Origin of the sequence: Corynebacterium pseudokroppenstedtii (assembly GCF_019754945.1) — a bacterium.
In the GTDB taxonomy this organism is placed as follows: Bacteria; Actinomycetota; Actinomycetes; order Mycobacteriales; family Mycobacteriaceae; genus Corynebacterium; species Corynebacterium pseudokroppenstedtii.
Window position 1 is genome coordinate 80,487 of record NZ_JAEUWU010000004.1, and the last position, 14,131, is coordinate 94,617.

Sequence of the window (14,131 nt, forward strand, 5' to 3'; positions counted from 1 at the left end):
GCGTGAACAATCCGCGCACTACTCACCGTCACGCCGGGGCTACCGACCGTACCTCCGGGGCCGTCATCGAACTCAGCAAAGCGAGTATCGAGCCACTCTGGACCGACCTGTCCCTCACGCTGAACCCCGGCGAATGGCTCACCGTCCTCGGGCCCAACGGCGTAGGAAAATCCACGCTCCTTGGTGCCCTCACCGGGACGCGAAAACTGACCTCAGGGCATGTCCATGTCAACGGGACCACCGGTTTTATCCCACAGCAACGCATGTTCAGCCCGACGCTGCCACTGCGCGCGCGGGACATTGTCGGTCTATCCGGTGGGCACGGTATCTTTCGCCGCCGACGGCTCCCAGCAGCGCAGATCACCGAGGCACTCACCACCGTCGGCGCGGCACACCTGGCAAATAGGCGCATCGGCCACCTCTCTGGCGGCCAGCAGCAGCTGATCCGTCAAGCCAGCGCGATCGCAACGCACCCCGATATCCTCCTGTGCGACGAACCCTTGCTCAGCCTGGATTACGCTGCACAAAAGCAAGCGATCCGGACCATCGACGCACAACGACGCGACCACAACACGGCCGTCGTTTTCGTCACGCATACGATCAATCCCGTTATCGACGTCACCGACCGCGTGCTATACCTTGCGCCGAATGGCCACACTATCGGCACGATTGACGACGTCATCACGACCGACGTCCTCAGCGAGCTGTACGGCACCCACGTCGATGTGGTTCACGTCAACGGCAGACTCGTCATCGTTTAGGCACGTCATCGTTTAGGAGAGCGCACCGCTTCATGCCCAACACCACGATCACCTGGGACACCTGGTGGAGTGACACCACCGAACTCCTGCACTACCCCTTCGTCCACCACGCCCTGCTGGCCGCCGCACTGCTCGGGATCATCTCGGGGCTCATCGCACCTCTCATCGTGATGCGGCGCATGTCATTCACCGTGCACGGCACATCGGAACTTGCGCTCATGGGGGCGTCGGCTGCGCTACTCGCTGGGATTAATGTCGGTGCCGGCGCCGTCGTCGGATCCATCGTGGCGGCCATCGCCCTCGCGGTGCTCGGAATGCGAGATACCGACAGCACCGTCGGCGTGATCCTCTCCTTCGGGATGGGGCTCTCCGTCCTCTTCATCTACATTTATCCCGGCAAAGCGAGCAACGCATTCTCTCTGCTCACCGGCCAAATCGTGGGCGTGTCCGGCGCGGCTGTGGGGATGCTCATCGCCATCACCATCATTGTCATCGCGACGCTCGGTTTACTGTGGCGCCCGCTTCTCTTCGCGTCCGTTGACCCCGACGTCGCCGCAGCAAGCGGCATACCCCTGCGCACCATCAGCATCGTGTTCGCCGCCCTCGTCGGACTCGTCGCCGCGCAAGGGGTGCAGATCGTCGGTGCGCTCCTCGTCGTTTCCCTGCTCATCACCCCCGGCGCGGCAGCCGTTCACGTCACAGCGTCGCCACGAAAAGCAGTCCTCTTATCGACGATCTTCGCCGAGGTGTCCGCAGTGGGCGGGCTTGTTCTCTCCCTGGCTCCCGGGCTCCCCGTCAGTGTGTTCGTCACGACGATTTCGTTCGCGATCTACCTGGTATGCCGCCTCATTGGGTGGCGAACGCAGCGTGTCATCATCGGATCGGAGGCTACGTCGCGCGAAACCACTCCAGTACATTATGGGTAGTTTCCCTCTGGGGGAACCGTCCTCAGTAAGACCGCGTTGAGCGGAACCCTATACGCTAACGCGAATTCCATTCCCTACCGTTTATCGGGGAACTAGTCGCTGGCTTCGCTATGACTTAATTGCCGTCTCCATCGATACGAGCCAATCTTTGTGGGGCAGGCCGAATTACTTCTCTGCGTTGGCGACGTCGATTCCCGTCCACGCTAGCGCGGTGGCTCCATCGAGAAGTGTCTTGTTCGCAATCTCGCCTGTGCAAGCGTCTGCAAACTCCGCCTGATGATTAAGCACCGGATAGCACTCCACACCGATGTAGGGGTGGATGGCCCGGGTGACGTGCGAGACGTTGGCGAAGTCCGTGGATGCATGACACATAAGCGTCTCTGGCCCTTCTGTGCGCAAATCTCGACCCAAGGCCACGGCGTTCGCCTCGTAAAAGGACAGTCCATCTTCGTCCGTGACGAAGTCTGAATACGGCTTTGACTCATCTTCAATGGCAACAGTGCACCCTGTAGCCAAGGCGCCGGCCTCGAAGCAATTGATGACCTTCTTGCTGGTCTCTTCGAGTTCGTCCATTGTGGAGGCACGCACATACCAACGGCCCTGGGTACGGTGCGGGATCGCGTTCGGGGCGTCGCCACCTTTGGTGATCATGCCGTGGACCCTAACAGTCGGAGGAAGTTGCTGACGCAACAAGCCGATCGCGACCTCCGAAACCGTGAAGGCGTCTGCGGCATTTATCCCCTGTGTCGGGTAAGAAGCGGCATGGGCCGCATGACCAGAGAAGTTAATCTCCCAATGCAGCACGGCAAAGGGACGAGCGCGCGCCACGTCAACGGGCGCTGGGTGCGCCATCATCGCGAAGTCCAAGTTCGTGAAGGCGCCGCGGTCGAGCATTTCGATCTTTCCCCCCTTGCCTTCCTCAGCGGGAGTACCGATGACCTCAACCGATATACCCAACTCGTCGGCGACGCTCGCGAGCGCCAGACCAGCACCGATCGACATGCTGGCGATCAGATTGTGGCCACAAGCGTGACCAATCCCGGGAAGGGCGTCGTACTCGGCCATTATCCCAATAGTAAAGTTCCCTCTTCCCTTCACCGCACGGAAGGCAGTTTCGAATCCGAGATAGGGATGCTCGACAGAGAAACCTCGCTCACGAAGAAACTCTGCGCAGCGCTTCGACGACTCAACCTCCTCCCAAGCTATCTCTGGGTGTGCATGCAACCACTCGGACAGCTCGATGAGCTCGGCTCTGTTATCCGACAAAAAGGTTGAGGTCTGCTTCTTCAGGTCTTGGATCTGATCACTCATCCCCAGGTACTCCATAAGCGGGTGCAGTGGAGGGATTGATACCGCGGGTGACGTAGTCGTCCCGCTGTGGCATCCATATTTCAAGGAGGTTTTCCAGATCAGTTAGCGGGCGCTCGGACCAGTCGACTCGAAGATCCGTTTCCATCCAGCCGGAGTTGCGCACCACTCCCAAGCCTGCCGAATGTACTGGCCCTGCTTCTCCTCCAGCTTCCAAACCGGCTTTCATGGCGGCCAAGAGCCGGTATTCTAGATCGCCTGCGACGGATTCGAAGACCTCAAGCATCTTCTGTGGTACGTCCTCGGAGGCGAGCATGTTTCCAGCTATGACGCAGTCTTTTCCTACAACTTGACTATGTGTCCCCAGAGTCTTAGCGCCGGAGTGGGAAACACCCTCACCCCTTGCCGGCAGGATGGTGATCTGCCGGAAATCTAGGGTGTCATCCTTCGTCTCGAGCCATTTGAGCGCTGCAACGGCGGTCTCACCCTTCTCGAGCTGATCAAGAAGCGCCGGACCGAACCGAGGGTCAGTGATGTTCTGAGACGAAACGGCGCCGATGTCGCAACGAAGGTTAAGGCATCGTGCAGCAACCGCTGGTGAAGATGAAGACACAGCCTGGCCGAGGGCTCCGGTTTCATCACGCGCAAGAATGGAGAACGTCATCGTGGATTTAACCTTTCTCGGAGCACTGAAGCCCCACGTAGTCACACTTTGTGTCCCTCAGACTACTTGTCACTGAGGACAGCCGTGGCGTCAATTTCCACCAACCATTCCGGTCGCGCAAGGGCCTCGACCACCAGACCGGTGGAGACAGGGAAGACGCCCTTAAGCCACTTCCCCATCACGTTGTAGACGGCCTCACGATAGCGAATGTCTGTGAGGTAAACGGTGACCTTGACAATATCTTCTAAGGAACCACCGGCCTCCTCCATAAGCATGGCGATGTTGGACATCGCCTTCTCCGCTTGAACCTTAACGTCGCCTATACCTACGGATTCACGGGTATCTAAGTCTTGGCCTATCTGGCCGCGGAGGAACACCATATTGTTTGCAACGACGGCCTGACAAAGGTCATTGGAAAGATTCTGCTCGGGGTAGGTGTCCGCAGTGTTGAACGGCCGAATGCGGTTATATTTCATGTGCTTCTCCTAGGAAAATATCGTTTGGTCGTCCCGAGAGGGATACTCCATGTACATGTGTTGGATGCCAATCTGGTCGGCGACGTATTTGGCATCGTGCCATGAACCCCATATGAAAGATGAGCCACGGCGAGACTGCCAAGGAAGCCCCACAAAATACACTCCGTGGGCAGCGGAAACGCCACGCACGTGCTGAGGGACGCCAAGATGATTGGTCGCTTCGGCTACGTCTAACCACTGATAGTCTCGGCCGAATCCAGTAGCCCAGACAATACTGTTGATGCCGTTCGCTTTAAGGTCGAGCGACCTAATGGGACTCTTGACGCACTCAGGGTCGTCTCGCAGCTCGTATGCCTCAGGCTCTTCAGGGAGATCTAAGCCGTTTCGCTCCACGTAGAGGTCGGCTTCCCTCAAGAGAGACAAATAGTTCTCGTCACCATTGTGAATGTTGATGGCAACATCGTCGGCAAACTTCATAACCCCGTGTGCATAAGGACCGGCTCTTCCCGCTAGAGTAATCCCGCGATCCGCTAGGTCTCGGAAGTCCACGGTGTGGCCGCCCTTGGCGCCACTAACCGTAATCGTCACATGCTCCGCGCCCGATCCCGGCGTGGCCATGTCCCACTTATCCAATACACCTAGCCACCAACAGTAATCACGGCCCCGATACGACCTCGGCGGCCGGTCGTGGGGACCGACCGCGAGATACACAGTGCGACCTGCATCATTGAGTTCATCAGCGATCTGAACCCCAGACGAGCCCGCTCCAACAACGAGAACGCCACCGTCGGGCACCTCGCTGGGGCGGTGATAGCTCGAGGAGTGCATTTGAAATATCCCGTCCTCCTCGGGCACCACGGCAGGGATCACCGGAACCTGGAAGGCACCCGTCGCGGCCACGATGAACTCAGTCTCATAGTCGCCATCTGAAGTCTCCACGGTGAAGCCGTGGTCGCTTGTCCTGCGGGTGACGCGCTTGACCTCCACCCCCTCACGAACCGGCAAATCAAACTTCTCGACGTAGTTAACGAAGTAGTCGGCAACCTCCTCTTTCTTGGCGAATCGCTCCTGATCGCCGGTGAAACGCATGTTGGGAAAGCGGTCGTGCCACGCCGGACCATTGGCAACAAGGGAGTCCCAACGTTCCTTACGCCAGCGCGATGCGATCTGATCACGCTCCAACACCACGTGGTCAAGTCCTTTGGCCGCTAGATGCTCTGAGGTGGCGATCCCCGCCTGACCGGCGCCAATGACTACAACCTCTTTTCTAGTAATGGACAAGGTTGCTCCTTTCGGGACGTCGCAGATGAACTGAGAGAGTAACGGCTGACTGGGGCTTGTCCTCTACCGGTGCAACAATCCCGGGAGAAGCAGTGTCCGTTGAAACAATGATCCATAAAGATAAAATCGAAATTCAAGCGGTAATTTCCGAAGTTCTATATCATTTTTATCTATGAAGAAGGTCCCGAACTTCTCAATTCCGCAGGTCATGTACTTCTGTCGCAGTGCCGAACTAGCGTCGATGAGTGCCGCTGCCGACGAATTGAATGTCGCCCAATCGTCAATTTCGAGCGCTATCGCGCAATTGGAGAAGTCACTTGGATCGAGACTTTTGGAGCGAAAGCGCGCCAAGGGAGTAATCCTCACAGAAAGCGGACGGCGGTTCTATGAGGCCGGACTTGCTCTCCTACAGGCAGTCGATGAAGCTCACGAAGCCGTCGGAAGCGACGAACTTAGCGGGCGTTTCAAAGCTGGCTGTTTTGTCACTCTGGCACAATTCTGGCTCGCTCGACTCGTGGAGGCCTTCGAACTCAGCTTCCCTGAGATCCAGCTGACTACGAAAGAAATTACCGCTGGCGAGATTGCCCCGATGCTCGTACGAAGGGACGTCGAGGCCGTCGTATCTTATGACTTCGATTACGGCAACGAAGTGGAATTCATCCCCCTGGCCACTGCTACTCTTTACGCCGCTTTCGCCGCGGGCCACCCCTTCGCCTCCCGCTCATCGGTCCGCCTAACCGACCTTGCGAAAGAACCGATGGTGCTGCTTGATCTAGGAAAATCCTCCAACTACTTCCTCTCGATTTTCCGGCAGCGTGGAATACAGCCGAATGTTCGGTACAAATTCCAAAGCTTCGAGGCTGTGCGTTCCATGGTGGCAAGGGGGCACGGCTTCACTCTCCTCAACCATGCTCCCTTGCACAACCTCACGAACGATGGTTACACGCTCGTGTGCATTCCTGTCGAGGATCCTGGAGTCGAATTAGGCATAGGCGTCGTTCATCTGGCTGAGCAGGTCCTTTCCAGCAAAGCTAACGCCTTCGTAGAAGTGTGTCGCAGGGAATTCGAACAAGTGCATTCCTCTGGACTCATGCGAGGCACGGTGAATTTCTGAGTACCCGCACTCGCTTCGGTGGGATGAACGGCCGTTTGGCCCCATCGTGAACCGACTGCAGAAGGATTTTGACGGTAGACCTAGACAGGATCTCGAAAATCTGACTATGGTGTGAGTCACCTATTGGGCTGTAGGTAACTCCACTAAGGATCTGCCTCGCGGTGCGCTGTCACCGTGTGGCGCTCACCCAATAGAGAGGGGAACCCTCATGAGCGTCCCTACTACAGCCCCAAAATTCTCAACGGCTAAGGCCTTACAAAAGAATACGATCGCGGGCGCCATCGGCGTCTTGGTCCACTGGTTCGACTGGGCAATTTATGCCTACCTAGCGAGCACAATCTCTCACGTCTTTTTCCCCGAGCAGAGCGATACTGCGGCTCTCCTCTCCGTGTTCGCAATATTCGCAGTGGCCTTCTTCGTCCGCCCACTCGGATCTGTGATTTTCGGCCACATCGGCGACACTCTGGGCAGGAAACGCACCTTATCCCTAGTCATCATCATGATGGCAGCCGGCACTCTCCTCATTGGCCTACTGCCCTCCTACTCCACAATCGGGATCTGGTCGCCTATCCTCTTGGTGGCTGCTCGCATAATTCAGGGAATCGCGGCCGGTGGCGAGTTTGGTTCTGCAGCCGCTTTCCTCGCGGAATATTCACCGCGGCACCGCCGTGGCTTCGGAACCTCCTGGATTGAATTCGGTTCCGTTCTCGGCTTCCTTCTCGCTTCTCTGGTCGTCGCAGGCATGCATATGACAATCACCACCGATCAAACAACCGCTTGGGGCTGGAGAATCCCGTTTCTCCTGACAGTGCCGCTCGCTGCGATCGGTCTGTGGATTCGCCTGAAAATCGAGGACACCCCCGAATTTCAGGTACTGCAGGACCAGGACGCTGTGCCCGACGCCCCCATCAAAGAGGTTTTCCGGCAAAATGGAAAACAGTTCTTCCAAACAATTGGCATTGAAATCTTCATGAACTGTACCTTCTACGTCGTGATGGTGTATTTGCTGACCTACCAGGAGACCGTCGCCGGTATTGATTCGGGTGTAGCCTCCACGCTCTCCACAGTCGCCTCTCTCATTGCCATCCTGCTCATCCCCCTCTCCGGCATTTTTTCGGACCGGATCGGGCGTAAGCCAATCCTTTTCACTGCTGGAATTCTGCTTCTCGTGGTAGCGTTCCCCCTGTTTAGTTTAATGAAGAGCAGTGCCGTAGCTCACAGCTTGCTGGCCACCCTAGGCCTGGCAGCTCCGCTAGCGCTCATCCTAGGTACCCACTCAGCAACAGTGTCGGAGTTGTTCCCGACCCGCACCCGCCAGTCAGGTCTTTCCATAGCTTACTCGATTGCGGGCGCATTCTTCGCTGGAACTCTTCCTTACATCAATACCTGGCTTATCTACGTTACTGGAAATGACATGATTCCCGCCTACACCCTGATGGTCGTTGCAATGATCGGCCTTATCACGGTGGCGACCATTCCCGAGACTAAAGGGATCGCCCTCCTGCACGCATCAGACCTGAAGAAAGCAAAGTCCCCGTCGACTCAGAAGACCGATCTAAATGGCCAACGGGACCCGAGACTTACTTAACCACTCCCACGCGCTCCCCGTGTGGGCCTACCCAAACGCTGCAGGCTCCATCCAGACCAGCGCGCACTGGTCGCCCGGGACTCTGATACTCCGACTTTGCATTCAGCCTGATTCGCTCGGGGGTTCGTTCCGGTCCATGACCTAAAAGGATTTGAACACACCTAGCAAGTACAGTCCCGATGTGCGGGCCAAAGCCGTACATATAGCCGATGGCCATCCTGATACTTGTCGCTTAACCGACTTACTGCCCCCGAGGCTTCACCGCGCGACGCTGCCGCGCAAACTCACTCAGCACCACACCGGCCGCCACGGACGCGTTGAGTGACTCAACATTGTCCGCCATCGGGATCGACATGATCGTGTCACACGTCTCGGACACCAAACGGGACAGGCCCTTGCCCTCAGATCCGACAACCACCACGACCGGAGTCGTCCCATCGTAGGTATCCAAAGTATGGTCCCCGCCAGCATCCAAACCGACGACCTGGTAACCCTCTTTTTGGAACTGCTTGAGCGTGCGAGTCATATTCGTCGCCTTCGCGACGGGGAGGCGCGCAGCCGTACCCGCCGAGGTCCGCCACGCCACCGCCGTCACCGACGCACTCCGGCGCTCCGGGATGACCACGCCGTGACCACCAAACGCAGCCACTGAACGGATCACGGCACCCAAGTTTCTCGGATCCGTGATGTTATCCAGGCACACGATCAATCCCGGCGACGATGACGCGTGGGCGCGATCAATCAAATCCTGAACGTCAACATACTGGTATTCCGGAACCAGCAACCCGAGGCCCTGGTGCATCCCGTTCCCGGTCATCCGGTCCAGCTCAATGCGCGGAACCTCCAGGACAGTGATCGCACGATCACCGGCAACGCGCACTGCCTCGGTTAGGCGGTCGTCATTATCGGTGCCCTCCGCAACGTACAAAGCCGTCGCCGGAACCTTCGCCCGCAGGCACTCCACAACCGGGTTGCGGCCAACAACAAGCTCCGAACCATGCAAATTACGCCGGTCGTGACGCCCGGACGCCTTCCGCTGCTGCTCGACCTTCCGCTTGTGCGCCTTGTGGTACACGCGGTCTTCAGCCTTCGGCGTCGGCCCCTTGCCGCGCAAGCCGCGGCGTCGCTGACCACCAGAACCCTTCGTCGCACCCTTCTTGTTCGATTTACGAATAGCACCATGGTTCCGTGAATGACCTGCCATTAATCCTCCTTATGCCCCCAGCTGCCTATGTACTCCCGGGCCCGTCGTGTTCGGGGCCCGATTTCTCAGCGCCCGACGATCCTACTGCTCCGACAGCTCCCACTCGGCCCCAGCGGGAGTATCGGTCACAACGATGCCCGCAGCTGCCAACCGATCGCGCACCGCATCGGCCGTCGCCCAGTCTTTCTCGGCGCGAGCTTTCGCACGGATATCCAACTCCGCGCGAACCAACGTATCCAAGGCGTCGTGTTCCACACCGGACTCCGCGGCAATCTCCTGCCACTTCTCGTCCAACGGGTCAACACCCAGCACACCAAGCATCGCACGAACCTGCTCACCTGCAGATATCACATTCTCGACGGCATCACTATCGCCACGACGAGCCGCATCCAGTCGCGAATTAGCCCAACGAACAACATTGTGTACCTCAGCCAACGCGGCAGGAACGCCAATGTCATCATTCATCGCATCAGTGAACGCGTCCGTGACCTCGGAGCGACCCAAGGTGCGGTTATTCTTCGCCGCCACACTCGATGCCGCGTGAACAAACTTCTCCAAACGCCGATACCCGGCGGCTGCCTCACGCAGAGCGTCCTCGGAGAACTCCAACATGGAGCGATAATGCGCTGACCCCAAGTAATAACGCAGCTCAACCGGCCGGACGATCTGAAGAAGGTTAGGCACGGACAGCACATTGCCCAAGGACTTCGACATCTTCTCGCCAGCCATGGTCACCCAGCCGTTATGCATCCAATAGCGGGCGAATCCATCACCCGCAGCATGGGCCTGAGCGATCTCGTTCTCATGGTGCGGGAATTTCAAATCCAGGCCACCGGCGTGGATATCAAACTCCGCGTCCAAATACTTCGTGGCCATCGTCGTGCACTCCAAGTGCCACCCCGGACGGCCACGACCCCACGGAGTATCCCAACTCGGCTCCCCCGGCTTCGCAGCCTTCCATAACGTGAAGTCACGCGGATCGCGCTTACCCGTTCCCGCGGATTCGCCCTGGTCCATCTCGTCGAGCTTCTGGCCAGACAGGGAACCATAATCAGGCAAGGACATCGGACTCAAGTATACGTTTCCATCCACAGCGTAGCCGTGGCCAGCGTCGATAATCCGCTGCATGTACTCGATCATTTCAGGAACATGCCCCGTCGCATGAGGCTCCAAAGACGGCGGCGTCACGCCCAACTGATCGTAGGCCCACTGGAACTCGCGCTCATACGTCGCGGCCCATTCCCACCAGGGGCGATTGTGTTCCGCGGCCTTGTTCAAAATCTTGTCATCGATATCAGTGACGTTCCGGATGAACGCCACATCGAGGCCCATGTAGGTCAGCCAATTACGCAAAATATCGAAAGCCACGCCCGAACGCAGGTGGCCAATATGCGGTGCCGACTGCACTGTCGCACCACACAAATACACCGACGCATGCCCCTCGCGGAGGGGAACAAAATCACGTAACTGACGGGACGCGGAATCGAAAATACGTAAAGTCACGCCCCCAGCTTATCGGTTCGGAGCGTGACCTAGCGAAAAACTAATCCTCGACGTCCTCGTCCAAGTCGATAATGTCGGAATCATCCGAGGGGCCCGGCTTCTTCGTCGAGTCCTCGTCCTCCCCCAACAGCTTGGCGCGGTGCCGGGCAATAGCCTCTTGGGCCTCCTGGTACATCGCGTCGGCCTTGGCGTCGTCAGTGCCGTCGGCAAGGGCGAGCTCACCCACCAACACCTGGCGAGCCTTCGCCAACATGCGCTTCTCACCAGCGGAAAGGCCGCGGTCTTGGTCGCGACGCCACAGGTCACGAACAACCTCTGCAACCTTGTTCACATCGCCCGACGCCAAACGCTCCTGGTTGGCCTTGTACCGACGGGACCAGTTGCCGGCCTCTTCAACATCGGTTTCACGGAGAACGCTGAAAACCTTGAGGAGCCCCTCTTCCCCAACAACATCGCGAACACCGACAGACTCCGCGTTCTTTTCCGGAACACGGACCGTTAAGTCTCCCTGGTGAACCTTCAGGACCAAATAATCGACAGTCTCACCTTTAATCTGGCGCTGCTCTTTCTTTTCAATGACGGCAGCACCATGATGCGGGTAAACGACGGTATCCCCAATGTTGAATTCCATGAGTCCCTTCAGATCCGCCGCGCACGCCCACCGCGTGCGGACAGGTAAACCAGTGTGAAAATTTACGTTTCAGCGCGTCTATCATAGCACTACCCCCTGATTAGCCACGACGAACGTCACAAGACTATGTGGAAACAGATACGTCGCGTTAATGTAATAATTAAATTCTGTGCGCTGAACAGAAAACCCTGACGCAAAATAAGACGAATACGTGGCTGCCCCACAGCTTCCTATGGAGGACAAAATGTCGTTGAAGTCGGCTTCCCTACGTTCCGGCATCGCCATTGTCGCTGCCGGTTCCGCACTGGCCCTCAGTGCATGCGGCGCGGGCCAAATTTCCCAGACCGCCAACCAAGTCCCCGCCGTCGACGGGGGAGCAGCCAATGCTGAGGACAACAACATCACGCTGCGCGATGTGACCGTCCAGCCCAAGACCGACGACCACGGTGGTGCCGTCGCCTTCGCTCTTTCTAACATCGACCCCACCAATACTGAGCGCCAGCTGCAGCGTATTAGCGTCGATGGCCAAGAGGTCAAGGTCGATGGCAACAAGGATCTGAAGCCACAGTGCCAGATCGTCGGCAATAACGAAAAGGCCATCGAGGCCATGGGGGCCAACGATGTGCACACCAACAGCTCCGCGTCGGAGAGCGCCAAGGCTGATCCCAATGGCGAATCGCGCATCAACTGCGTCAGCTACGTTCACACCAGTTTCGACGGGACCCCCACGCCAGGGACCGCCGTCAACGTCACCTTCACCCTGGATAACGGTGAGGTTTCCATGAAGGCCCCGGTCGCTGCGTCCGTTCCGGAAGCTGGCCAGACCTACCGTGACAAGGAAGGCGTTTTGAAGGACGAGTTCAGCAATTAATAGCTGACTGAGAGCTAAAGCGCAGCTAGGTAGACCGAAGTCCCGGAGGCTAGTTCACAGTGAACTCTTCCGGGGCTTTGTAATGTCGCGGTGTCGCTCTGTCACTTTGTCGTTCTGCCGCTGTCACGCACGGGCGGCCACACGCCGCCACCCTGCTGCTACGTCAGGTTAAACGTCGTCGGCTCTGAGTGCTGATCACCAATCAAGGTGTGCAGGTAATACGAGCCACTAGGGACGGCGACGCGGTCCGAGCACTCGCCCGGCGCGGACGTCGTCCGGGACCAACTCAGCATGTAATTCTTCGTCTGACCAGCGCCGATATCCAACGCGCCCGTTGCTGCCGGATTGTTGCAGTCCACATCGGACCAGACGCGCTCATTGGTCTCGAGGTTGTAGACCTCAAACTTCATCGGAGCCTTAGCCAGGTCCACATGGCAGGACCCCTTGGTGGGATTATGCGCGATCAAGTAGAAGCGCGGCATCTGCCCCGGCTCGTAAGAATCCGCATCCGTGCGCGCCTCAACCTGCAGGTCATTGACATTGCACGTCTCTTTCGCGTCGGGTGCCACCGACGGCTCTTCTGAAGCGTCAGGCTCTTCCGACTCGGACTCATCAGGATTCTCAGATTCCGACGATGGACGCGTGCTTTCCGACGAGCGCGACGACGTCGTCGGTTTTGTCGACTTCGTCGTGGTCGTCATGACGCTGGATTCCGTCGCGGTTGATGACGAGTTCCCGCCTCCGCTCAAGGCCGAAATGATCCACCACAACAACGCGATGACAACAACCACGATGACGACGGCAGCGATTCTCCGCCGGCGATAGATCTCGGGTGGATGTGGAAGACCGTTGTAGTTACCTTGAGCGCTCACGTGACTAGATTAACGGGAACTCGCGCTGCCCCGCCGGAAAGCGGACGGCGTGTCACCTCATGGGAGGTCTGGGAGTCCGACGCGGAGTGGTTGTGCGCGCCCGGCCCGCTGCGGTTCACGGCATCGCAACGCCGCGCGCGGTCACCGCCTCTACCTGGCCGTTTTCCAGTAAATACCGGAGACCAACAACGCCGACGGTGCCGTCGGCAAGCTTTGATGTGATTTCCGGGCTGCGGCCGACCACGTGATCAACAATGGACCGCACATGCTGCTTTTCGTAGTCGTCGGTGGTGGTGTGCCCCTTAGAGCGGGCAACCATGACCGATGGCGCGACTTTCTCCACCAGCACGCGCTGGAAGGATTCCGGGACGGCACCCTGAGTCATGGCCTCCGAGGCGGCTTTGACTGCGCCGCAGCTCTCGTGCCCCAGGACCACGACCAGTGAGACACCGAGGCCCTCCACCGCGAACTCAAGGGAGGCCAGCACAGACATGTCCACGATCTCGCCCGCTGTGCGGATCACGAAGACATCGCCAAAGCCCTGGTCAAAGAGCAATTCGACAGGCACACGGGAGTCCGAGCACGCCAGAACCACGGCCTTCGGAGCCTGCCCCTGGGTCAGGCTGGACAGCCGGTCGCGATCCTGGTGCGGGCGCAATGCCTTGCCCTGCACGAAGCGGTCGTTGCCGTCCAGCAACTGCTGCAACACGGCCTGCGGGGTGCGATCGTCCGCGTTCGTACTGGGAGTGGGCTGCGGGTCGGAGCCGGGTGCTGATGTCGTCATGAGAATCCTCCGGATGAAAAGTCCACATACTGGTTGGCTGATTGCCACTACTCGTCATGGGTGGCTCTACCTCTGCTCATCACCGGCGCGCGTCATCAGGGGCACACGGACACGCAGGTCACCACCGGGCGATGTGATCAGGGGCGTC

General features: G+C 58.4%; 14 protein-coding genes. 5 read left to right on the forward strand and 9 right to left on the reverse strand.

Annotated features, from left to right (window positions below):
* Positions 1–2 precede the first annotated feature (2 nt).
* Both JMN36_RS07630 and JMN36_RS07635 read left to right on the forward strand, forming a co-directional pair.
* Positions 3–761 carry a metal ABC transporter ATP-binding protein gene (locus tag JMN36_RS07630; RefSeq protein WP_221924159.1) on the forward strand — a complete coding sequence of 253 codons (759 nt, stop codon included), beginning with the start codon at positions 3–5 and terminating at the stop codon, positions 759–761.
* A gap of 32 nt (positions 762–793) precedes the next feature.
* Positions 794–1,687: a metal ABC transporter permease gene (locus JMN36_RS07635; RefSeq protein ID WP_236881747.1), complete on the forward strand. Its 894-nt coding sequence runs from the start codon at positions 794–796 to the stop codon at positions 1,685–1,687.
* Between the two features lie 165 nt (positions 1,688–1,852).
* On the opposite strand, the gene JMN36_RS07640 is transcribed toward JMN36_RS07635, so the two are convergent.
* The 4 genes from JMN36_RS07640 to JMN36_RS07655 all read right to left on the reverse strand — a co-directional run bounded on the left by JMN36_RS07640 (position 1,853) and on the right by JMN36_RS07655 (position 5,416).
* Entirely contained in the window at positions 1,853–2,998 is a 1,146-nt protein-coding gene (locus JMN36_RS07640) for a M20 family metallopeptidase (protein ID WP_221924160.1), read from the reverse strand.
* Positions 2,991–3,659 carry a DUF1028 domain-containing protein gene (locus JMN36_RS07645; RefSeq protein WP_221924161.1) on the reverse strand — a complete coding sequence of 223 codons (669 nt, stop codon included), beginning with the start codon at positions 3,657–3,659 and terminating at the stop codon, positions 2,991–2,993. The genes JMN36_RS07640 and JMN36_RS07645 overlap by 8 nt, the downstream gene beginning before the upstream one ends.
* 62 nt (positions 3,660–3,721) lie before the next feature.
* Positions 3,722–4,135: a RidA family protein gene (locus JMN36_RS07650; RefSeq protein WP_221924162.1), complete on the reverse strand. Its 414-nt coding sequence runs from the start codon at positions 4,133–4,135 to the stop codon at positions 3,722–3,724.
* 9 nt (positions 4,136–4,144) lie between these two features.
* A complete protein-coding gene (locus JMN36_RS07655) occupies positions 4,145–5,416 on the reverse strand; it encodes a flavin-containing monooxygenase (protein WP_221924163.1) in 1,272 nt (423 codons plus the stop codon).
* Between the two features lie 172 nt (positions 5,417–5,588).
* Between JMN36_RS07655 and JMN36_RS07660 the strand changes: the two genes are divergently transcribed.
* Both JMN36_RS07660 and JMN36_RS07665 read left to right on the forward strand, forming a co-directional pair.
* Entirely contained in the window at positions 5,589–6,530 is a 942-nt protein-coding gene (locus JMN36_RS07660) for a LysR family transcriptional regulator (protein ID WP_221924164.1), read from the forward strand.
* Between the two features lie 208 nt (positions 6,531–6,738).
* Entirely contained in the window at positions 6,739–8,118 is a 1,380-nt protein-coding gene (locus JMN36_RS07665; RefSeq protein ID WP_221924165.1) for an MFS transporter, read from the forward strand.
* 241 nt (positions 8,119–8,359) lie between these two features.
* On the opposite strand, the gene rlmB is transcribed toward JMN36_RS07665, so the two are convergent.
* The 3 genes from rlmB to JMN36_RS07680 form a co-directional block, all read right to left on the reverse strand.
* Positions 8,360–9,322 carry a 23S rRNA (guanosine(2251)-2'-O)-methyltransferase RlmB gene (rlmB, locus tag JMN36_RS07670; protein ID WP_221924166.1) on the reverse strand — a complete coding sequence of 321 codons (963 nt, stop codon included), beginning with the start codon at positions 9,320–9,322 and terminating at the stop codon, positions 8,360–8,362.
* 81 nt (positions 9,323–9,403) lie between these two features.
* Positions 9,404–10,825 (reverse strand): cysteine--tRNA ligase, encoded by a 1,422-nt coding sequence (gene cysS / locus JMN36_RS07675; RefSeq protein ID WP_221924167.1) that lies wholly within the window; start codon positions 10,823–10,825, stop codon positions 9,404–9,406.
* Between the two features lie 40 nt (positions 10,826–10,865).
* Positions 10,866–11,456 carry a CarD family transcriptional regulator gene (locus tag JMN36_RS07680; RefSeq protein WP_012731009.1) on the reverse strand — a complete coding sequence of 197 codons (591 nt, stop codon included), beginning with the start codon at positions 11,454–11,456 and terminating at the stop codon, positions 10,866–10,868.
* 211 nt (positions 11,457–11,667) lie between these two features.
* Between JMN36_RS07680 and JMN36_RS07685 the strand changes: the two genes are divergently transcribed.
* Positions 11,668–12,327 (forward strand): hypothetical protein, encoded by a 660-nt coding sequence (locus JMN36_RS07685; protein WP_221924168.1) that lies wholly within the window; start codon positions 11,668–11,670, stop codon positions 12,325–12,327.
* A gap of 158 nt (positions 12,328–12,485) precedes the next feature.
* Here JMN36_RS07685 and JMN36_RS07690 read toward each other — a convergent pair whose 3' ends face one another.
* Both JMN36_RS07690 and JMN36_RS07695 read right to left on the reverse strand, forming a co-directional pair.
* Positions 12,486–13,199 carry a hypothetical protein gene (locus tag JMN36_RS07690; protein ID WP_221924169.1) on the reverse strand — a complete coding sequence of 238 codons (714 nt, stop codon included), beginning with the start codon at positions 13,197–13,199 and terminating at the stop codon, positions 12,486–12,488.
* Positions 13,200–13,314: 115 nt separating this feature from the next.
* Positions 13,315–13,983, reverse strand: a complete 669-nt coding sequence (locus tag JMN36_RS07695; RefSeq protein ID WP_221924170.1) for a carbonic anhydrase — start codon at positions 13,981–13,983, stop codon at positions 13,315–13,317.
* Positions 13,984–14,131: the final 148 nt, after the last annotated feature.